This window comes from Deltaproteobacteria bacterium (genome assembly GCA_016874755.1).
Taxonomy (GTDB): Bacteria; Desulfobacterota; Binatia; order UBA9968; family UBA9968; genus DP-20.
In genome coordinates this window covers 69,157-89,287 of record VGTH01000015.1, presented here as the reverse complement: position 1 = coordinate 89,287, position 20,131 = coordinate 69,157, and the positions used below count along the sequence as shown (strand labels likewise).

The window sequence follows — 20,131 nt, the reverse complement described above, 5'->3', positions numbered from 1 at the left end:
AAGTTAATAACACGCCGCATCGACGTTTGCTAACGATCCGGCTCAGCCGTGCGACTCAGCTCGGCGCGCCGGTGAAATTATTGCGAAGAACCAGAATCAGAAATTATAGATTTGCCAGCCAGTCGGCCACTTCCTGAGGGTGGCTGTCGGCTTTTTTGACCCCCGGCCAATGCTTGACGATATCTCCTTTAGGCCCGATGATCACGGTTGAGCGAATCGTCCCTTGCACTTCTTTGCCATACATCATTTTCTTCCCAAAGGCGCCATATTTTTTCATCGCCTCGGTTTTGGGATCGGACAACAAAACATACGGCAGCTGGTGTTTCTCGGCGAACTTGTTGTGCGAATCGATGCTGTCTTTGCTCACCCCCAACACCACAACGTTTTTCTTTTTCAAGGACGGGTTCAAATCACGGAACCCGCAGGCCTCCTTGGTTCAGCCAGGGGTGCTGTCTTTGGGGTAGAAAAACATCACTACTGTCTTACCCTTATAGTCGCTCAGTGAATGCTTCTTGCCGTCGTTGCCTTCGAGCGTGAAGTCTGGCGCCTTTTTACCTTCTAGACTTGCCATTCCATATCTCCTCGATAAAATTTAGCTTGAATATTTTTTGAATATCACAAATCGCTAGCCCCACGAAACCGCCATCGAGTGAAAATTACTCGCTCACTTTGACGCCGCGCCAGAATGCGACATAGTCTTTGATCTGCTTCGCGGCGGCTTTTGGCTCGGGATAAAACCAAGCTGCATCGACATTCACCTTGCCGCCAACGTCGATGCTGTAGTAGCTGGCGACCCCCTTCCAATGACACGTCGTATGAGTGTCGCTGGCACGAAACAGCTCCTTCTTGATCGACGCGGGTGGAAAATAGTGGTTACCCTCGACGACAATGGTCTTGTCGGATTCGGCCAATATCTGATTTTCCCAGATCGCTTTCATGGCGCCCTCCTAGTTTGCGACGCAGCGAAATTTTGCGAATACGTATGAGTAATGCGCTTGATACCAATTGCGAAAGCTTGGGCGCAACAGATTCGCATCTGTCGCCCACGACGCCCCCTTGACGACGAAATGTTTGCCGTCGAAAAAATCCTTGGAATAGTCGGGGTAGGTCGCCATGTAGGGCTTGAATCCCGCCAGTGGTGCAAACGGCGTGTCGGTTAGCTCCCAGCCGTTGCCGAAGAGCTCTTGCACGCCCCAGCAGCTCGCACCTGCAGGACACGAACCCACCGGCAGCGGCGACCAGTTATTGAAATCAAAATTGCCGCGGCGCGCCGAGGGTGCGTCGTTGCCCCAAGAGGATAACGGCTCTCGCGTCCATCCGGCCCGTGGAATGCCGCGCGCTGGTACTCCGCTTCAGTCGGCAATCTTTTGCCGCGCCATCGTGCATAGGCGCGTGCTTCAGCAAGGCTCACGTAAACCGGCCAGCTAGCAACTTGCTCCAGCGGCCATTGATCGAACATACCGCGGTAAAACCAGGAGTGATTTCGTCTCACCCAGCAGGCTGGCTGGGTTTTTCGCTCAAGATTTTTCCAGCTCCAGTCCGCGGGCTGCCAAAAACTTTCACTGCGGTAACCGCCGGCTTCGACGAATTCGAGAAACTCACCGTTGGTCACGGGCAGTGCATCGATGCCGAATTCCGGAACGTTAATGAAAATCTCACCGAACTCGTTGTCCCAACCGAATGGTAAATGTTCAAAGCGTGCCCCCAGCCGTGCTCGACCCGCAGGGATACGGACTAAGCGGTTTGCGGCAGCTGCATCGTAGTGGTATGTGCTCATCGCTCGCGGCCGCTGTTTTTCGGCCAGCGGCAATTGTTGCATCATGTAGAGCAGCGTCTCTTGATGCATGTACTCGTGCTCCAGCACCATCCGGAACACCCGCCCACCACGCGCCATCACCTGATTGGAATAGCAATACGGCAAGGCTTCCAATGATTCCAAAATCGCGCCGCGTACCTTGTCACGATACACAACGGTCTCTGCAAGCGTCGGCCACTCCTGCGGCACATCGGGATGCCAATGGCACTCGCCGGTGTCGACGTCCGGATCTATACCGCGGCAGAACAGCTCATCAAAATAGCGGTTGAAAGATTTCCATTCCAAGATGCCGCCGCAGATCTGGTTCCAGGAAAAAGCCGGCAGGTGCCCGACATAAAAAATAAACGGATGGCGCCAGACGATCGGCTTTGCGAGCATCCCCGTCCGACCCACGATGTCGAAGATGGCGTCGGAGCGCGCCCATGCGGTGACAAACTTGGCGTATAGCTCGTCCGTGCCCTGCTTGAATTCGCGCATTAACGGCAGTGCCATAAATGCTCCCGCTGCCGGATTGATATTAACTATATAATAAATAGGATTTGGCTATGGAAGAGCTCAAGCGAAATTCTTTGTCAAGAAAAATTTTTCTAGCGTTTATGGTTGAAGAAATTCGCGGAAGGCTTGCGCGATCGGATGGAGCGGGCGACGGCTATGCTGCACTTCATAGAAAACGCGCTCCATCTTCAGGCCGCGGATCGGCACTTCGACAATCGTGCCGTCGTCGAGTTCGTGGCGAATCGAAATGCGCGACAATATCGAAAAGCCAAAACCGGCCAACAAAGCTTGCTTCACCGCCGCGGTGCTGCCCAGTTCCATGGTGATCTTGAGCAGCTCGTCGGCCCCTTTGCCGCTGTGCGACAGGAGCTCGTGAATCGCATCGAGTGTGCCTGAACCGTGCTCCCGAGAAATGAAGCGCTCGGCGCGCAAATCCGCCGTGCTGAGCGCTTTGCGCCCGCTCCACGGGTGCCCTTTCGGCACCGCCAACACCATCTCGTCATCCCATACCTTGGCAAATTTCAGCCGTGGGTCGCTGCGCTTCATCCCGACGTAAGCAATCTCGACTTTGCCATCGAGCAAGTCGGCGATGATTTCACTCGAGTCGCCAATCCGCAAAATCGGTTTGACGCCCGGGTATTTTTTTGTGAATTCGCCCAATCTCGCCGGCAGCAGATATTCACCGGGAATGCTGCTGCCGCCGATCCACAATTCGCCGCTAAGCGTGCCGTGAAACTGCTCGATGGAAGCAACGGTTTCGCGCTTGAACGCGAGCAAGCTCTTGGCGCGTTCAGCAACCAACTGGCCGAGCGGCGTCAAACTCACCTTGCCGGGAATCCGGTAGAGCAGTTTGCCGCCAACGGCCTTTTCTAGTTCCTGCACATGGGCGCTCACCGTCGGCTGGCGCAGGGATAAAAGCTCAGCGGCCTGCGAGAAACTTTTGTGCTCAGCTACCCAATAAAAGATTTCTAGCTTGTGGAGATCGAGATCGGCTTTGATTTTGGCCATCTAGACTAGCGGGCGAGGGAGTGCTTTCGGAGTCCTTCGACAGGCTCAGGACGAACGGATGTGAAATGTGCAAGACCCGTTTGTGCTGAGACCTGTCGAAGCATGCTCCGCTTACTTCAGCGCCGCCAAGACCTCAGCCGGGTGCGCCCCAGCGTCGGCGACGGGAATCCAGTGCTTCTTGATCGTGCCGTCTGGACCGATCAACGCCGTCGAGCGGATTGTGCCTTCCGAGACTTCGCCTTGGGCGTTCTTACGCGGCCCCCAGGCGCCGTAGGCCTTCATGGCGTCTTTCTGTGGATCGGACAACAGAACAAATGGCAGATTGAATTTGTTGATGAACTGATTATGAGAATCGATGCCGTCGGGGCTCACACCCACGACGACAGTATTGGCTTTAGCAACTGTATCGATAGCGTCGCGGAACCCGCACGCCTCTTTGGTTCAGCCAGGGGTATCGTCTTTCGGATAAAACCACAGGATCACGTTCTTGCCAGCGTACTCGCTGAGCGAGTGCTGTTTGCCGTCGCTCCCCGCCAGGGTAAACGCCGGCGCTTTCTGACCTTCCATACCAGCCATGGAGCACCTCCGTTTGAAAATTGTACTTAGCTCTCTATCATACCGGGAAAGCCGGTAGCAACGATTGACCGACACCGGCTGAGCATTGTCAACAAAAAGCGTTGACGCTATATTTTTTGCAGATATGGCAAAGCAAACAACCTTAGCCGGTTGGCATAATCGCCACGGCGTGACGTGGCAAGAACGTGATAGCTGGCTGCTGCCAGATCACTTCGGCAACCCCGAGGAGGAGTACCGAGCGGTTCGCAATGCCGTCGGGCTCATCGATCTTTCGCAGCGCGCGATGCTGCAGTTTACCGGCCCGGATCGCCTGTCCTTTCTTCAAGGCATGTTGTCGAACGACCTGCGCGCCCTGCGCATGTTCGAAGGTCAGTCGGCCGCGTTACTGACCCAGCAAGGCAAAGTGGTGGCCGGCCTGCGGGTGCTTTGCGCGATGAATTCTTTCTACGTGGATTTTTGGGAGCCGCTTAAGGAAAAGATCATCAATCACTTGAACCGCTATTTGGTCGCCGATGAAGTCGAGATTCAGGATCCCAATGACCACTGGAAGATGCTGTCGTTGCAGGGACCGCGGGCAGCAAGCGTCCTAAACGAAACACTGGCGGGAGCCGGCCTGCCTGACCGGGTCCACCAGCACGCCATGATCCAGTTTGACGGCGGCCTTGTTTGCGTGGTTCATGCCGACCGTTACGGCGCGCCCGGTTACGACATCATTGTGCAGACCGCTCAATTGGAAAAGTTTGCTCAGACTCTGACGGATCGCGGCGCCCCCTGGGTCGGCGAACAGGCGCAAAACATCCTACGGGTCGAAAACGGTCTTGCCCGCTACGGCGTCGACTTCGATGAAGATAATCTTTTACTTGAAGTTGGCTTGGACGACGCCGTCAGCTTCAGCAAAGGCTGTTATCTCGGCCAAGAAGTCGTCGAGCGCATTCGCTCACGCGGCCACGTCAACAAAAAGCTCTGCGGCCTATTGCTCGACGGCAACACTGCGGCCGTCAGCGGCGACAAGATTTTTGCCAGTGAAAAGGAAGTCGGCCACATCACCTGTTCCGTCCAATCGCCTGCGCTCCAGCGCCCCATCGCCTTGGGGTATTTAAACAAAGACTTTTGGCAGCCAGGCATGAAGCTAGACGTGCACCGAGCCTGCCAGAGCATCGGCGCCACGGTCACGCCCCGACCGTTACTGCGACCGGCATGAAGCGCCACTTGAAACCTGCTCGCAAGCCCGTATATTAATTTGAAATTTGTTCCCTACGGGAAAGGAACTAAGGAATGGCCAACTTCGTAAAGGTTTGCGCGCTTGGCGACGTGAAAGCAGGCTGCGGCAAAAGCCTGGAATTGAACGGCAAAGCCGTGGGAGTGTTTAATATCGACGGCAGGATCTACGCGATCAACGACGTCTGCGGCCACCGTGGTGGCCCGTTGGCCGAAGGCGAGCTGGACGGCACGACCGTTATCTGCCCTTGGCATGGCTGGCGCTACAACGTCACCACCGGTGAGAATGAATTACTGCCGTCGCTGCCCACTCAGAAATACGCAGTCAAAGTTGAGGGCGATGATATTCTAGTGGACCTGGAATAGGTGAGAAATCTTTTTGGCAAAAGGCCCGCCGGCGCAGAGTCGGCGGGCCTTTTTTTGTTACGAGCTACAGATAATTCTTGATGTAATCATTGAGCGCGTCCCGCGTGCTGACGAAGGCTAGCTCCTCCCACGGGATTTCTTTCGGCGAAAACACTTTCGCTTCGGTCGACTCATCCGCGGCGGTCAAAACCCCGCCGATCACTTTTGCGGTATAAACCACGATCACGTTGGCTGATTTCGGGTAAGAATAGACGTTCAACAGCGGTCCCAGTTTGACGTCGAGCTGCGACTCTTCTTTGGTCTCGCGCACCGCAGCATCCTGCACACTCTCACCGCGATCGACGTACCCCCCGGGAAAAACCCACTTGCCGATTTCAGGTTCGACGCCACGTTTTAGTAACACGATACCGCCGTCGAGCGTGAAAACGGTGCCGGCGACCACTTTGGGGTCCTGGTAAAAGATAAACGAGCAAAGCTGGCAGACGAGCCGGCGCGGCTCGTTGGTTTTCACCACCCTTTTGTCCAGACCGCCGCCGCACTTTGGGCAATAGCGATATTCGATGTGGCCGTGGCCGGTGTGACCGTGCGCCGCCTGGTGCGCATGATGATCGTGATCTGATGCCATGAGTCAATTCTTAGCCCAGAAGGCGTTGAAACAAAAGCCGCTTCGGGTACACTCCAGCCATGCTCCGCGCAGTTATCTTCGATTTTAACGGCATCATCGTCGACGACGAGCCGATTCACTTCCAACTTTTCCAAAAAGTATTCGCCGAAGAAGACATCAATTTAACTGAAGAGGCGTACTATAGCCGTTATCTTGGCTTCGACGATCGCGGCGCCTTCGAAGCCGGCTTTCGGGAAAACCAACGGGAGCTAGATGCCGCAGAACTCGCCCAGTTGATTGAGCGCAAAGCCGTTTACTACCAGGAAGCGATTCGCCGGCATGTGGCGATCTTTCCCGGCGTAATAGAGTTGATCGCGACGTTATCCCCTACTCTGCCCCTCGCCGTCGCCTCGGGCGCGCTGCGCAACGAGATCGAAACCATCCTTACGACGGTGGGGGTGAAAGATGCTTTTCGCGTCATCGTCAGCGCCGAGGATGTCACGCGCGGCAAGCCGGAACCGGAAATTTTTCTGAAAGCGCTGGCAGGACTTAATGCGCAATCGCCCGCAAGTCATGCGATCACGGCGGCGGATTGCGTTGTCATCGAAGACTCCAAAGAAGGCATCAAAGGCGCGCGCCGCGCCGGCATGAAGTGCTTGGCGGTGACCAATTCGCACCCGGCCGAGCTGCTCGGCGAAGCCAACGCAGTGGTCAGAAGTTTGGAAGACGTATCGCTGCCCTACCTCAGCGCTCTCTGCGCTTAGCGGCTACGTTGCCAAGGTTACCTGGCTAAAAAGTCGAAGCGATACGGTATTCATCGTCGGGCTTTCCTTTGTGCGCTCCCATGCCTTTGCGCGAAACGTTCTTATCGATACGGCGTTCGCTGCGGTCTAATAGTCAATTCCACCGGGCAACAAGTCGGCGAGGCGCTCAGCACAAACATCACCGCGTCGGCGACATCCTGCGGACGAATCATCTTGGCGCGATCGATATGCTTGACCGGTGGAATCATCGAGGTGTCGACGAAGCCGGGCAGGATCACACTGACTTTGATACCGTGCTCGCGCACCTCTTCGTAGAGCGATTGGGTAAATCCGATCAGGCCAAATTTCGACGCGGCGTAGGCCGATGAACCGGCTTCGCCGGACTTGCCGGATATAGAACCGATATTGATAACGGCGCCTTCACCCTTCTCGATCATGGCAGGAAGAAAGGCCTTGGCAAGCATCATGGGCGTGCGCAGGTTTAAGCGCAATGTCTGATCCCAATCTTCGACGTGGGATCGGACGACGGTATTCTTCTTTCCCCACCCGGCGTTGTTCACCAGGATATCTACACTGCCGAAGGCCTGGCATTCAGCAACCAAGCGTTGAATGTCGTCATCGCGGCTCAGATCCGCAGCCACGACCAAAGACGGCGAACCAACCGCGAAGACAGTCTGTTTAACTTCGTCGAGCTGTGCCTGCGTGCGTGCAGTCAGAACCACGCGGCAGCCGACATGTGCCAGCGTAAGAGCGATTGCTCGCCCTATGCCGCGGCCGGCGCCGGTGACAAGCGCAGTCTTTCCCTCAAGATGAGGCATGAATCGCTGTTGAATTTGCGATTGCTCTTAAAATTTACTCGGAGTCCTGCGACGGGCTCAGGACGAACGGATCATTGTTGAACGATTTCGACTCCGATTCCGTTCGTCCTGAGCTTGTCGCAAAACTCTTAATTTCTAATGCACCGTCGATATCTCGTCCGTATCCGGCGGCTGCGACACCGACGAGCCGTGGTGCAAGATCATGCGCCAGCCATCGGCGCTTCTCTGGAACATGTTGGTGGTCAGAACCGACGCCGTGTAGTTTTGCCCTTGAACCGAGCTGCTGAGGTTTTCGTAGAGCGTCACCCAGGCGAGATCGCCGTGCACCTCAACCTTCACATCGGTGAGAATGAACTTCATCGACGGCGTGTTTTCGAAGATGCGCTGCCAACTCTCCATGACCGGCCCCCAGCCGCGCAGCATGCGCCAGCCAGGATGGCCGCATTGAATCTCGACATCCCTCGCCCAGACTTTCTCCATCTCCGCGATCTTTAAAGTCTCGAAGACGCGGTAAAAGTTCTGGTTCGCCTGGGTCACAAGTTGAATGTCATCAGCCATGATCGTTTCCCCGGAACGTGCTCGTGTTCATAAAATCCTTAGGGACAGGTCGCGACCTGTCCCTACTAATGGTGTGGCTTGGGTGTCACAAAAACCAAAGTAACCAGCCGGCCGCCGCTTTTGTTGGCCACGCCGTGACTCTGTCCGGCAGCCGCCAGCGCGATCTCCCCGGCACCCAGCTCCTTCGTCTCGCCGCCAACGGTGAAGCTGCCTTTGCCTTCGAGCACGTAGTAAACTTTATCTTCCTTTTCATGCGTGTGTGGCCTCTGCTCCTGCCCGGGCTCGAAGCAATAGGTGTCGCAAAAAAACCGGTCGGTTTCGAAGACGCCGTTTTTCTTCATCTTGTCCGAGGCAAACTGCATCGCGTCTGTTAGTTTTTTGAAATTGCTCATAAACTGCTCCTATTCAAGTAACTACGCGATCCTAGCACAGGGTCGCAACATGCAAAAGCAGGATTTATTTGTTATCGATTAGCGATGGATTCGGTGCTGATTCGCTACCACGAGATCGCGCTCAAGAAAGGCAACCGGCAATATTTCACCGAATTGCTCAAACGCAATCTCCTCGCTTCCGTCAAAGACTTGGGCACGAAAGAAATCCGCAGCCTGCCAGCGCGGCTGCTGCTGACGTTTAGAAATCAGGTCGACACCGAGGAACTGGTGCGCCGCATAGCCAGCGTTTTTGGCGTCGCCAATTTTTCCCTGGTTGAACGGACCGAGCGAGATATCGACGTGTTGCGCAGCCGTATTATCGCTGCGCTGGACGCTCATCAGTTTGCCTCGTTTCGTGTCGATACCCAGCGCGGCGACAAAACCTTTCCGCTTAAATCGCCGGAGATCAACCGTCATTTGGGCGGTGCCATCAAAGCAAAATCCGGCGCTCGCGTCGACTTGGAAAACGCTGAGTTCACCGTGTTCGTCGAAGTCTTGCCGAAGGATGCCTTTTTTGGCTTCAACAAGTTGCCGGCTGCGGGCGGATTGCCGGTGGGAGCCAGCGGCCGGGTTGTCTCGCTGATCTCGGGCGGTTTCGATTCCCCCGTGGCGGCCTATCGCATGATGCAACGCGGCTGCCGGGTTCTCTTCGTGCACTTTCACAGCGCGCCCTATCAGGACAAGACCTCCCAGGAGAAAGTCCGCGAGTTGGTGGCCAAGCTGACGCGCCACCAGTTTCAATCGCGCCTCTACTTGGTTCCGTTCGGTGAAATTCAACGGCAGATCGTCACCGCGGTGGTACGCCCTCTGCGCGTCGTGCTCTACCGGCGCATGATGCTGCGCATTGGCGAAGCGATTGCGCGCAGCGAAAAAGCCAAAGCGATTGTCACCGGCGAAAGCTTGGGTCAAGTGGCCTCGCAGACTTTGGAAAATATGGCGGTGATTCAGCAGGCGGCGCAGCTGCCGATTTTGCGGCCGTTGGTCGGCATGGACAAGCAGGAAATCATCGACCAGGCGTGCCGCATCGGCACCTATGACATCTCATCGGTGCCGGATCAGGATTGTTGCCAGCTATTTGTGCCGAAACACCCGGCGACTAAGGCGCGCTTCGACGAGGTCGCCGAAGCTGAAACACACTTCGATGTGTCGGAATTGGTCCGTCAGGGAGTGGAGAATAGCGTGATGGAGGACTTTGCTTTCCCAGCGTAGTGAGGCTCAGTCCTCATCGATGTCGGTTGCCATTGCCGGCGTCAGCGCAGTGATTTGTAGCTTGCCGTCTTTATCTTTGGTCAGCAGCTCGATCTTCTTTTCCACTTCGCCGAGTTTTTGATTGCAGTACTTGACCAGCGCTACGCCCTTTTCGAAAGCCGCCAACGAATCCTCCAGCGGCAGATCACCAGATTCTAGTTGTTCGACGAGCTGCTCCAAATTTTCCAGTGCCGCTTCGAAACTTTGGCCGCCGGAGTTTTTCGTTGCCATGCTACTTGTCCGCCTTGGTTGAGGCCGCCGGGTTACTCGGCGGCGCGCCGAATTTGCGCAATAAGTCGAGCGGGTCGACCCGCGTGTTGTTGAGCCGTATCCCCCAATGCAAATGCGGCCCAGTAACGCGGCCCGTGCCGCCTGAAAGCGCGACCACGTCGCCGCGGCGCACCATGGCGCCTTCGTCGACTCTGAATTCGCTCAGGTGAAAATACATCGAATAGAGACCGCCGCCATGGTCAATCACGACGCTGCCGCCGGCAAAAAAGAAATGGCCCACCAGCACAACCCGACCATGATTACTGGCAACCACTTCGGTGCCCGTGGGCGACGAAAGATCGGTGCCGGTGTGGGGCGGCCGCGGCACGCCGTTGATCACCCGGCGCGCGCCAAAGGACGAGGCCGAGGCCTCCTGCGGCACCGGGCGAGCAAAGGGCGTCTCCCAAAACCGTTCCTGAGCCGTGGTCGCAAACGCTTTGGCGAACGCCGCCTGCTCGCGGCGTATCTCGGCGAGGGTTTCCGGCGTCATCTGATCGAAGCTCGGCGGCACATTGAAAGATTCCTTGTGATAGGCATTGGCTTTGATCGTCAGCGGTATCTCCGCGTGCAGCTGCAAGCCGGTATCATCGAAAGCTTTTAGCGACAGCTTCAGCTGCGCCGGTTTGGCTTCGACGTCGACGCCAAGGAGTGCCGTGTGCACGCCGCTGCCGTTGGACGCAAAGTACAGCACCTCTTTGCCCTTGCGCCCTTCGACCTTAACGAGATTTTCCCCGGTGACTTTTAGCTCGGCAATCTGCCCCTGCAAAACTTCCAGGGCGCTCGGCCAAGATACTTTCGCGGCCTCGGCCGCGAATGCGTGAGTAGTCACAAGCAGAAACAGAACGAAGACATATCGCAGCACGATCGCCATGCCCTACTCTTTTCCTTGCACCCGACAAATCGCTCTGCCGCGCGCCAACGTGACGCGCACAAGGTCGCCGGTCTGCAGGCTCACTGCATCTTTGACGATGGTTTCTTCCGGCAGCTTGTGGGCGATACTGTAACCGCGGTCGAGAACCGCCAGCGGGCTGAGCGCATGCAGGCGCCCGGCCGCCTGGCCCAACTGATCGCGCCGTTGGCGCAGCCGAGCTTGCAAACGGCGCAGCAAGTCCACCGACAGCTCGTCCACCCGCTGCTGTTTTTCGCGTAGGTCGCGGGTTGGGTCTGCTAGCCGTTTAGCGAGCCCAGCCAAGACCTGTCGGCGAGAAGCCAGCTTCTGGTCGACAGCGCGCTTGAGTTGTTCGGCCAATAGGCGCACTTGCTCGGCCAAGTCGATCTGCCGCGGCACAACCATTTGCGCCGCCGCGGTTGGTGTCGGTGCGCGCCAGTCGGCGACGAAGTCGGCGATGGTGAAATCGACTTCGTGGCCCACTGCCGAGACCACAGGCACGGGCGACGCGGCAATAGCGCGGGCAACCACTTCCTCGTTAAATGCCCATAAATCCTCCAGCGATCCGCCGCCGCGGCCGACAATCATCACGTCCACCTCACCGGAGCGGGCCAGCTCCGCGATACCTTGGGCGATCTCAGCGGCAGCGCCATCGCCCTGTACTTTAACGGGTCGGATCACGACACGACGGTCGGGAAAACGATCGCGCAGAATGCGCAGCATATCATGCAGCGCCGCCCCCTTGTCCGAAGTGACAATGCCAATCGAGGCCGGCAAGAACGGCAGCTTGCGCTTGCGCTCTTCGTCGAAGAGCCCTTCGGCGGCGAGCTTTTTCTTGAGCTGTTCGAAGGCAAGAAACAGCGCACCTTGGCCGCGCGGCTCCATGTCTTCGACATAAATCTGCAGATCACCACGGGCTGTGTAGAGGCTCACCCGCCCAAAGCACAGGACCTCCATGCCGTTTTCCGGTGTAAACTTAAGGCCAAGCCCTTGGCGGCGAAACATGACCGCGTTGATTTGGCTTTTGTCGTCTTTGAGCGTGAAATAAAGATGGCCGGAAGGTGGCACGCGGAAATTGGAAACTTCGCCGACGACCCAAACGGCATCTAGCCGCTTTTCGAGGGTGCCCTTGATGAGCTCGTTCAGCTCAGCAATCGTAAGAAACTTGCGCTGCTCTGTCGCCGCAAACAACGGCAGCTCCATCGTTTGGGGAGCGCGTCGGACTGATGTTTTGGTTGTCGGCATAGCCCCAAAAAAACTAGCCCTCCGAAAGGAGGGCTAGTGAAGTCACACGGCGAACATTTCGTTGAGGTTCGCTAAGCCTTCTTTTGGACCATCTGTTTGAAGACGTCCCAGCTCTTGAGCAGGTCCAGCGCGCGCTTGAGCTGCTGATCGTTGTCGATGGTCTCGTCACCCGTCGGCGCTGTGGTTGGCACCATCTTCTCTTTTTCCTTGTCGATCTGTTCTTGGGTTTGGTTGCCACCGTTCGGGTTCTGCAAGTGGCCCGGCAAATTTTCTTCGCGCACGCCGGGGCGGCGCTCGACCGGTTTGCCGTCTTGGGTAGCGGCAGCTTCGACGATGATGTCCGGGACAATGCCAGTCGCCTGAATGGACCGCCCGGCAGGCGTAAAGTAGCGCGCCGTCGTCAGCCGCAGGGCCGAACTATCGTCGAGCGGCAGGATGGTTTGCACCGAACCCTTGCCAAAGGTCTTGGTGCCCAACACCACCGCGCGCTTTTGATCTTGCAGGGCACCGGCGACGATTTCCGAGGCGCTGGCGCTACCGCCGTTGACTAGAACGACGACGGGAAAATCCATCCATGAATTGTCTTTTTGGGCATAAAATTTTTGCTTCTGCGACTCGATGCGGCCTTCGGTATAAACGATCAAACCCGACTCGAGAAAGATGTCCGACACACGTACCGCTTGGGTCAATAGCCCGCCGGGATTGTTGCGCAGGTCGAGCACCAGCCCTTTCAAGCCGCCCTTCTCAGCCGACAATTTTTCCAGTGCCAGAAGCGCGTCACGATCAGCCCGTTCTTGAAACTGCGCCAGGCGTATGTAGCCGTAACCCGAGTCGAGCACGCGGCTGCGCACGCTCTGCACTCGAATCGTATCGCGGACCAGCTGAAAATCGATCAGCTCGGCAATGCCTTCGCGCTTGATCGACAGATTGATCTTGGTGCCTCTAGGGCCGCGCATTTTCTTCACCGCGTCAACCAGGCTCATGTCCTTGGTAAACTCGTCCTCGATCTTGAAAATCATGTCGCCTGGTTTAATCCCGGCTTTGAAAGCGGGCGTATCTTCGATGGGAGAAACAACCGTGAGCACCCCCGACTTGACCGCAATCTCAATACCAAGGCCGCCAAAGCGCCCTTGCGTGTCTTGTTGCAAATCTTTGTAGAGCTCTGGTGTAAGGTAGGCGCTATGCGGATCCAACGAGGTCAACATGCCGTTGATCGCGCCATTAACCAGGTTTTTTGTCTCGACTTCTTCGACGTAGTTCTTCTTGACGATCGAAAGAATATTGGTGAAGGCGTCAAGGCTCTCGTAATCCTGGCGGGAAACCGCGGCAACATTTGGAACCCATCGGCCTGCAAGGAAGACGCCGAGGGCAACACCTAGCAGCAAAATGGTAATCGATCCGCCGTGCCTACCAAATTTTTTCATGAACTCTCTCCTCGCTCCAAATGTTTACACAATCATATTAAACCAAGCAAAGCAAAATAGCTATGTCAATTGCGACTCTTCGTGACCAGCGGGGGATGAAACTACGCCGAAAGACCGAGGGCAGCGTAAATCATCCCAGGGCACGCTAGAGCCGGTGCTATCGCTAGTCACAAATGTAAATTCTTTTTACAATTTCACAAGTTGCATTCATAAATCAGCGATCTTTTCTTGACTCCTTTGGGGTAGTTCTCTAACCTCATTAGCGATTGCGAATGGCGACTGATATGAGTTCCGCCAACAAGCGCTTTAATAAGAATCAAGCAGGCCAGCCCACTAACGACCATCCCGTCGCAAATCTGGAAGCATATCCCATGCCTCTCGCCCTCTGGGACGCGTCCAGACGGAGTTGCCTGTTCAATGCAGCTGCCTTGAAGTTACTTGGATTCTGTCAGGAGGATTTTCAAACCCAGCCAAACCTCTGGCTGCAACAGGTTTACGACAATGATTTGCTTGGCTGGTACACCCAGCTGCGGCGTTTTAACGCCGGCACTCAAACCGTGATTTGCGACTACCGCTTTTTCCCCAAGAATGTTGCCGACCCCGTCTGGCTGCGCGAGATCATGATGCCGATCAAAGCCCACCATCCGCTGTGGACATCCATGAGCGCTTACACCGACATCACCGACCTAAAGAAGGCTGCTGAACAAACGGTGCCCGTCCAGGAAATCACGCCCCAAGCCCACGATGAAAGCCTGCGGGCGCTGTTTCACGAGATCAACAACCGCTTGCAGCGCCTGAGCATGGAAATCGAGCTCGCCGGGCTCGAAGCGCAACTACCTTTGGCAGCGACGCAAAAATTCAGTGATTCACTAGTGAACGTCACGCGATCGCTGGCCTTGATCCACGATCGGGTGGTCGGGGTGAAAAGCGGCCGTTGACGGAGGCCTTCAGCGCACCACCGCGGCGATGGCTGCCAAGGAGGTCTCGATGTCGGAGTGGGCCACGTCGAGATGTGTGACCATACGCACTTTACGTGCGTCCACCGGCCCGCCGAGCACGTTGCGTTCAGCCAGCCGCCTGAGAAACTCCGCCGAAGTGAGTCCGCTTTCACTGACATCGAACATGACGATATTGGTCTGCACTTTCTCCGCTTGGAGGCGCAGGCGCGGGGTGTTCGCGAGCCCTTGGGCAAGCAGCTTGGCGTTCTCGTGATCGACATGGAGCCGCTTAGGCCCTTCTTCCAGCGCAACCAGCGCGGCCGCCGCCAGCACGCCGGCCTGGCGCATGCCGCCGCCGAGCATTTTGCGAATAATACGGCAGCGCTCGATCAGATCTTTGCTGCCGACGATCATCGAGCCCACCGGAGCGCCGAGGCCTTTGCTGAAGCAAAACTGAATCGAGTCGAAGCCGCGCGCCATCTCAGCGACGCCCTTGCCGTGGAATACGGCGGCGTTAAAAATGCGCGCGCCGTCGAGATGCACTTTAAGCCCGGCTTGATGGGCGTTATCACAAATTCTTTGGCATAAGCGCGCCGGATAAACCGTGCCGCCGGCCATGTTGTGGGTGTTTTCCAGGGCGATCAGCGCCGTCTGCGGCCGTGTGTAAGCTTTTTCACGAATCGCCGGCGCGATCTGCTCCCAGGTCATAATGCCTTCTTCCGTGGGAATCACGCGCGGCAGGACGCCGGCCAGCGCGCACAGGGAGGCCATCTCGTAATTGTAAATGTGCCCCATCGCTTCGCAGACCACTTCCTGACCGCGCTCGGTCTGCGCCATGATACAGGTGAGATTGCCCATGGAGCCCGAGGGCACAAACAAACCTGCTTCGCGCTCAAAAATCTCCGCGGCACGCGCCTGGAGCCGGTTCACCGTCGGATCTTCGAGGTAGACGTCGTCGCCCACCTCCGCCGCAGCCATCGCCTTGCGCATGGCGGGTGACGGTTTGGTGACCGTGTCACTTCTTAGATCGATGATCTTTAGCACTCATATCCCAGGTTTTTCGGTTTAAGAGTTTCGAGTTTCGGGTTATCCGGACAACACGGAACCCGAAACGACTCTTACTATTCCAGTCGTTCTTCGATTTCTTTGATCACGCCCGCCGATAGCTGCGGCCGGACAAAGGCATTGTAGATGCAATCATTTTGCAGCCACATGATATCGGCGCGCTGGCGCACCGCTTCGCGCATTTCATTTTGTAATTTCTCTTCCATGCAGTGCTGTTTAATAACGTGGGTCACCATGTCGCCGTGGCCTTCGTCGTGATACTCATGGGCGCGGAAGAAATCTAGACAATCGACGGGAACCCACTTGTAATATTTCTCGATGGCCTCGCGTTCCTCACGCATTCTTTTCGGCCCGCCGCCTTCGAAGACCAGACCCGTGCCGATGGCCACCGCCCAATGGCTCTGCTGCACCAGAGAAACGTACATCTCCAAGGCGGCGCGGATGCCAGGCAGCGGTTCGTAGTTTGTAATATCCTCGGTGGCGATGCCGATGCCGGCGGCGAACTGCACCCAGAGCTCGCGATGGCTCGGATACTTGCCGCCGAACAGATCCTCGCCCTCTTCCTCGACCATGTTCTCCAGCAGCATTCGGCGCAGTTCCGGGATCGGACACTTGTGATAGCGAATGCCGAAGAAGCGATGGATGTTGCGGAACTCGTGAAACTGATTGCGCGCCCACCACTGCAGCTGCTCTTTGGTCAGGCGGCCACTGAGCAGCAATTGGCGCACTGGATGGGGCCGCGGATGGCGCTGCTGCAAGGTGTTTTGCAAGTCGGCGATCAATTCTTCAGGACCGAGCAGTTGACCCATAAAAACCTCCTGTGTCGGGGAGTGCGGTCAATATAGCGGACGCCATTCAGATTGACTAGACCTGCGCAGTGATTGGAACGGAACGAAACGATTGAACGGTTTGAACGAACTCGCGTCTTTTTGATAGGGTGACCGCATGGTCTCCCTCTCGCTTCGTGGCGTCAGCAAAAAGTACGGCTCGGTGCTCGCCGTCGATCACGCCAACCTCGACGTCAACAGCGGCGAGTTTCTCGTCGTCGTCGGTGAGAGCGGCTGCGGCAAGACCAGCACCCTACGCTTGATCGCCGGTTTGGAAACCGCCGACGAAGGCACGATCTTCATCGGAGGCGCGCCGGTCAACGAAATTCCCGCCGGCAAGCGCAACGTCCAAATGATCTTCCAGAACTACGCGCTTTGGCCGCACATGAAGGTGTTCGACGAGGGGCGCTATTCGAATCTCACGCTGCCGCTGCGCGTGCGTAAGTGGTCGCAAGAAAAAATCGTCGAATTTCTCCGGCCATTGGCTTGGAAAGTCGGCATCGAAGAAAGCTTCTTCAAACGCAAGCCCACGGAACTCTCGGGCGGCCAGCAACAGCGCGTCGCCCTGGGCCGCGCCATGGCGACCTCGCCGCGCATCATGCTAATGGACGAGCCGCTCAGCAATATCGACCCGCCGAATCGCTTAAAGATGCGCGAAGAAATTCGCGCCTTTCATCGCGAGCACAGTCTCACAACGCTTTACGTGACGCACAATCTCGCCGACGGCATCGCTCTAGCAGACCGCATCGCCGTGATGCGCGCCGGACGCTTTGAGCAGGTCGACAGCGCGGAGAACCTCATGCGCTCGCCAGCCAATAGTTATGTCGCCGATTTCTTCAAGGCCGAGCAGTTTAATTTGGGCAAGAACCTATCAGCGGGGGCGCCATGAGAATATTTCTGGCGATAGCCTTTGTCTTCCAACTCCTGCTCCCAGCCATGGCGCGCGGCGGCTGCCGCGAGCTCGACGTGGCGCGAAGTTGGCTCAAGCCCGCCTACGCCGCCACACCCGACGTGACCATCGAATTTTTCGGCCACAATTTTTTCCAGATCACCTCATCCAAAGGCACCAAGGTCATAACCGATCCGGTTTTCCCCGGCTTTTACCCGACGCCTAACGTTGCGCCTGATGCGATCACCGTCGGTCGCGAGCACCCGAACCATAACTATGTGGCCATCGCCAAGAACAACCCGGTGATTCTGCGCGGTCTGGGCAACTACGGCGCCGAATGGAACAGGATCAGCACGACGGTGAAAGATCTCTTGGTCTATACCGTGCCGGTCTACCAGCAGCAGTTCGGCAACGCCCTCAAAGGCGCGGCCTTCGTTTTTGACCTCGGCACGATCTGTGTCGCGCATCTAGGCGACTTGGCGCATAAGCTGACCGAAGAGCAGATCAAGGCCTTCGGCAAAGTGGATATCGCAATGATTCCCATCGGCGGCACCTTCACCATGCCGCCCGACACAGCGCGAGAAGTCTTGCAGCAATTGAAACCGAAGATTGCGATCCCGATGCACTACCGCGAAAGCACGCAATTGCTCGATATGTTCGTCAAAGGCTTCCCGCACAAGTATTTGAACAACTACGTGACGACTTTTAGCAAGATGGCCCTGCCGCCGCCGACGCAAATTGTCGTTTTTACCCCTTGGCAGATGCGGGATTATCGGTGAGGGAGAATGGCTTGTTGGAGCTGTGGAGTGATGGGGTGTTGGGTTTTCTAATCTCACCACCAAGCGCACGAAGGACACGAAGTTCCGAGAGGACTTCTTGAGTTTTCTTTTACCTTCGTGGCCTTCGTGGTGAATATTTCCGTGCGAAACTTTTGCGTTCTCTGCGGTTAAATCATCCGAATCTAAATCTTAAACGCTTCGACCGTCTCGCGGGCGAACAGCTCGTCCAGAACCAATTTCTGCTTGGTCAGACCCTGCTCGAAAAGATAACCGTTCAGCGTCTCTAAGTTCTTCCGATTCGGTTCCAAGCCATAGGGCCAGTAGTCCGTCGTCATCAGCGCCGTCGTGTCTTCATATTCCGCCGAGGACCAGGGCAAAGCGACGCGAAGAATATTCGTATCGTAGAGATCGCGCATGCAGATATCTTTGGCTTCGCAAAACGCTTTGTACAGCGTCTGGGCCACCCAGGGCTCTTTTTCGTAGATCGAGCGCTTGATGACGAAGACATGCATGATCGGGAACAGGCCGGTCTTCTTGAAGTAGTCCATCTCGACCTGCCGGTAATTGGGAAACAGGCGCTTCACCTTCGGCGCGCCTTCGAGAAAACAGGTCGGCATACGCGGCGACATCATGGCGTCAATCTCGCCGCTTTCGATCAGCGCGTTGAGCGTCGTATCCGGGCGGCTTTCCATGGTCACACCCTTGGGCATTTCAAAATCGACGCGGTCCTTGCGGCCGGGATGTTCTTCGCCGGCCTGCACCCAGTGAATCGCCGACGGCGGCACGCCGTATTCATGCTCGAACATCCCGCGCAGCCAGACCGCCGCGGTCATGGAATACTCTGGCACCCCCATGCGCTTGCCTTTGAGGTCTTGAATGCTTTTGACGCCCCTATCGGTATTGACAAAAATACAGCGGTGGCGAAAGGTCCGTGACGGAAAGACGGGAATCGCGACAAAGGGCCGGCGGCCGCGCGACGCGGCGGTCAGAAACGCCCCCATGGACAATTCCGAGGCGTCGAACTCCTCGTACTTCATCATGCGCCAGAAGATTTCCTCGACGGACATGACGAGATAATTCAGCTCAATGCCTTCCAGCTTGACGATGCCGTCTTTCAACGGCCGCATCCGGTCGTAGTCTTCGCAAGCAATGGTTAAACGAATGTTACTGCTCATTTTTTCTTCTGTGTCTTTCTTTGAGCCTCGGCGACAGCCTTCACGTATTTCTGCATCTCAGCCACAAATTTCTTCTTGCCCTGCTCTGCTAAGAACGTGCCGAGATAGGCGCTGCCAAGGCAGATGCCGATAACGCCAACCTGGACGTATTCCTTGATATTTTTGAGACTGACTCCGCCGGATACCATGAACCGCACATCGGCAAACGGCGCGCTCACCTGGCGGATAAAGTTCGGCCCGCCGACCAAATCCGCCGGAAATATTTTGACAAGATCGGCATGCGCTCGCGCCGCGGCGATCACTTCCGTCGGCGTCGCCGCGCCCGGGAAACAGGCGATGTTGGAGCTGTGGCAGAGGGAGATAAGATTCAATTCCAGCGACGGCGAGACGACGAACTGTGCCCCGGAGCTGATCGCCCGCTCGGCCTGCTGTGACGCCAGCACCGTGCCGGCACCGACATGAATGTCGCTGCGCCGCGACAGTTCTTTAATCACGTCCAAGGCGCCTGGAACACTGAACGTGATCTCAACGAATTTGATGCCGCCGTCGGCGGCGGCGCTCGCAAGATTAACAGCATCGTCTGGTGTTTTAGAACGCACCACCGCAACCAGGCGGCTTGCGTGTAGTTCAGAAACAAGTTTGGTTCTGTCCATAGCAGGGTTTCGGACATTCCTCGCGCAGAGACGCTGAGGGCGCACAGTTTCAGAGAGCTTGTTTTGATAGCCCGA

25 protein-coding genes are annotated in these 20,131 nt (G+C 56.6%); 7 read left to right on the top strand and 18 right to left on the bottom strand.

Going from position 1 to position 20,131, the window contains the following annotated elements:
• Positions 1 to 103 precede the first annotated feature (103 nt).
• From FJ145_11415 to FJ145_11390, 6 genes are all read right to left on the bottom strand, one after another.
• Positions 104 to 571: a peroxiredoxin gene (locus tag FJ145_11415; GenBank protein MBM4262023.1), complete on the bottom strand. Its 468-nt coding sequence runs from the start codon at positions 569 to 571 to the stop codon at positions 104 to 106.
• Between the two features lie 85 nt (positions 572 to 656).
• Positions 657 to 938, bottom strand: a complete 282-nt coding sequence (locus FJ145_11410; protein MBM4262022.1) for a DUF427 domain-containing protein — start codon at positions 936 to 938, stop codon at positions 657 to 659.
• 9 nt (positions 939 to 947) lie between these two features.
• Positions 948 to 1,232, bottom strand: a complete 285-nt coding sequence (locus FJ145_11405; GenBank protein MBM4262021.1) for a hypothetical protein — start codon at positions 1,230 to 1,232, stop codon at positions 948 to 950.
• Positions 1,157 to 2,308, bottom strand: coding sequence for an ergothioneine biosynthesis protein EgtB (locus tag FJ145_11400; protein ID MBM4262020.1), 1,152 nt, complete (start codon positions 2,306 to 2,308; stop codon positions 1,157 to 1,159). Before FJ145_11400 ends, FJ145_11405 begins: the two co-directional genes overlap by 76 nt.
• Positions 2,309 to 2,410: 102 nt before the next feature.
• Complete coding sequence (locus FJ145_11395; GenBank protein ID MBM4262019.1) at positions 2,411 to 3,319, bottom strand: LysR family transcriptional regulator; 909 nt, start codon at positions 3,317 to 3,319, stop codon at positions 2,411 to 2,413.
• 111 nt (positions 3,320 to 3,430) lie between these two features.
• On the bottom strand, positions 3,431 to 3,895 hold the full coding sequence (locus tag FJ145_11390) for a peroxiredoxin (GenBank protein ID MBM4262018.1): 465 nt from the start codon (positions 3,893 to 3,895) through the stop codon (positions 3,431 to 3,433).
• Between the two features lie 124 nt (positions 3,896 to 4,019).
• On the opposite strand from FJ145_11390, the gene FJ145_11385 reads away from it, so the two are divergent.
• Positions 4,020 to 5,096, top strand: a complete 1,077-nt coding sequence (locus FJ145_11385) for an aminomethyl transferase family protein (GenBank protein ID MBM4262017.1) — start codon at positions 4,020 to 4,022, stop codon at positions 5,094 to 5,096.
• 74 nt (positions 5,097 to 5,170) lie between these two features.
• Positions 5,171 to 5,479 (top strand): Rieske 2Fe-2S domain-containing protein, encoded by a 309-nt coding sequence (locus tag FJ145_11380; GenBank protein ID MBM4262016.1) that lies wholly within the window; start codon positions 5,171 to 5,173, stop codon positions 5,477 to 5,479.
• 64 nt (positions 5,480 to 5,543) lie between these two features.
• On the opposite strand, the gene FJ145_11375 is transcribed toward FJ145_11380, so the two are convergent.
• Complete coding sequence (locus tag FJ145_11375) at positions 5,544 to 6,104, bottom strand: NUDIX hydrolase (GenBank protein MBM4262015.1); 561 nt, start codon at positions 6,102 to 6,104, stop codon at positions 5,544 to 5,546.
• A 59-nt stretch (positions 6,105 to 6,163) separates the two neighbouring features.
• Here FJ145_11375 and FJ145_11370 point away from each other — a divergent pair, with 59 nt between their 5' ends.
• Positions 6,164 to 6,847, top strand: a complete 684-nt coding sequence (locus tag FJ145_11370) for an HAD family phosphatase (GenBank protein MBM4262014.1) — start codon at positions 6,164 to 6,166, stop codon at positions 6,845 to 6,847.
• A gap of 101 nt (positions 6,848 to 6,948) precedes the next feature.
• On the opposite strand, the gene FJ145_11365 is transcribed toward FJ145_11370, so the two are convergent.
• The 3 genes from FJ145_11365 to FJ145_11355 form a co-directional block, all read right to left on the bottom strand.
• Positions 6,949 to 7,665, bottom strand: a complete 717-nt coding sequence (locus FJ145_11365) for an SDR family oxidoreductase (protein MBM4262013.1) — start codon at positions 7,663 to 7,665, stop codon at positions 6,949 to 6,951.
• A 135-nt stretch (positions 7,666 to 7,800) separates the two neighbouring features.
• Positions 7,801 to 8,223 carry a nuclear transport factor 2 family protein gene (locus FJ145_11360; protein ID MBM4262012.1) on the bottom strand — a complete coding sequence of 141 codons (423 nt, stop codon included), beginning with the start codon at positions 8,221 to 8,223 and terminating at the stop codon, positions 7,801 to 7,803.
• Positions 8,224 to 8,288: 65 nt separating this feature from the next.
• Positions 8,289 to 8,615: a cupin domain-containing protein gene (locus tag FJ145_11355; protein ID MBM4262011.1), complete on the bottom strand. Its 327-nt coding sequence runs from the start codon at positions 8,613 to 8,615 to the stop codon at positions 8,289 to 8,291.
• An 84-nt stretch (positions 8,616 to 8,699) separates the two neighbouring features.
• Here FJ145_11355 and thiI point away from each other — a divergent pair, with 84 nt between their 5' ends.
• Entirely contained in the window at positions 8,700 to 9,863 is a 1,164-nt protein-coding gene (gene thiI / locus FJ145_11350) for a tRNA 4-thiouridine(8) synthase ThiI (protein ID MBM4262010.1), read from the top strand.
• A gap of 6 nt (positions 9,864 to 9,869) precedes the next feature.
• Here the strand turns inward: thiI and FJ145_11345 are convergent, their stop codons facing one another.
• From FJ145_11345 to FJ145_11330, 4 genes are all read right to left on the bottom strand, one after another.
• Positions 9,870 to 10,133, bottom strand: coding sequence for an exodeoxyribonuclease VII small subunit (locus FJ145_11345; protein MBM4262009.1), 264 nt, complete (start codon positions 10,131 to 10,133; stop codon positions 9,870 to 9,872).
• A 1-nt stretch (position 10,134) separates the two neighbouring features.
• Positions 10,135 to 11,043: a M23 family metallopeptidase gene (locus tag FJ145_11340; protein MBM4262008.1), complete on the bottom strand. Its 909-nt coding sequence runs from the start codon at positions 11,041 to 11,043 to the stop codon at positions 10,135 to 10,137.
• Positions 11,044 to 11,046: 3 nt separating this feature from the next.
• The gene (gene xseA / locus FJ145_11335; protein MBM4262007.1) at positions 11,047 to 12,258 is read right to left on the bottom strand and encodes an exodeoxyribonuclease VII large subunit; all 1,212 of its coding nucleotides are present in this window, start codon (positions 12,256 to 12,258) and stop codon (positions 11,047 to 11,049) included.
• Between the two features lie 119 nt (positions 12,259 to 12,377).
• The gene (locus FJ145_11330; protein ID MBM4262006.1) at positions 12,378 to 13,730 is read right to left on the bottom strand and encodes a S41 family peptidase; all 1,353 of its coding nucleotides are present in this window, start codon (positions 13,728 to 13,730) and stop codon (positions 12,378 to 12,380) included.
• Positions 13,731 to 14,014: 284 nt separating this feature from the next.
• On the opposite strand from FJ145_11330, the gene FJ145_11325 reads away from it, so the two are divergent.
• Complete coding sequence (locus tag FJ145_11325) at positions 14,015 to 14,668, top strand: hypothetical protein (GenBank protein MBM4262005.1); 654 nt, start codon at positions 14,015 to 14,017, stop codon at positions 14,666 to 14,668.
• Between the two features lie 9 nt (positions 14,669 to 14,677).
• Here the strand turns inward: FJ145_11325 and FJ145_11320 are convergent, their stop codons facing one another.
• On the bottom strand, positions 14,678 to 15,703 hold the full coding sequence (locus FJ145_11320; protein ID MBM4262004.1) for an aminotransferase class I/II-fold pyridoxal phosphate-dependent enzyme: 1,026 nt from the start codon (positions 15,701 to 15,703) through the stop codon (positions 14,678 to 14,680).
• 86 nt (positions 15,704 to 15,789) lie between these two features.
• Positions 15,790 to 16,542 carry a hypothetical protein gene (locus tag FJ145_11315; protein ID MBM4262003.1) on the bottom strand — a complete coding sequence of 251 codons (753 nt, stop codon included), beginning with the start codon at positions 16,540 to 16,542 and terminating at the stop codon, positions 15,790 to 15,792.
• Between the two features lie 136 nt (positions 16,543 to 16,678).
• On the opposite strand from FJ145_11315, the gene FJ145_11310 reads away from it, so the two are divergent.
• Together FJ145_11310 and FJ145_11305 are read left to right on the top strand one after the other, a co-directional pair.
• Complete coding sequence (locus FJ145_11310) at positions 16,679 to 17,449, top strand: ABC transporter ATP-binding protein (protein ID MBM4262002.1); 771 nt, start codon at positions 16,679 to 16,681, stop codon at positions 17,447 to 17,449.
• Entirely contained in the window at positions 17,446 to 18,228 is a 783-nt protein-coding gene (locus tag FJ145_11305) for an MBL fold metallo-hydrolase (GenBank protein ID MBM4262001.1), read from the top strand. The genes FJ145_11310 and FJ145_11305 overlap by 4 nt, the downstream gene beginning before the upstream one ends.
• A gap of 182 nt (positions 18,229 to 18,410) precedes the next feature.
• Here FJ145_11305 and FJ145_11300 read toward each other — a convergent pair whose 3' ends face one another.
• Both FJ145_11300 and FJ145_11295 read right to left on the bottom strand, forming a co-directional pair.
• Positions 18,411 to 19,403, bottom strand: a complete 993-nt coding sequence (locus tag FJ145_11300) for an ABC transporter substrate-binding protein (protein ID MBM4262000.1) — start codon at positions 19,401 to 19,403, stop codon at positions 18,411 to 18,413.
• On the bottom strand, positions 19,400 to 20,056 hold the full coding sequence (locus FJ145_11295) for a bifunctional 4-hydroxy-2-oxoglutarate aldolase/2-dehydro-3-deoxy-phosphogluconate aldolase (protein ID MBM4261999.1): 657 nt from the start codon (positions 20,054 to 20,056) through the stop codon (positions 19,400 to 19,402). Before FJ145_11295 ends, FJ145_11300 begins: the two co-directional genes overlap by 4 nt.
• Positions 20,057 to 20,131 lie beyond the last annotated feature (75 nt).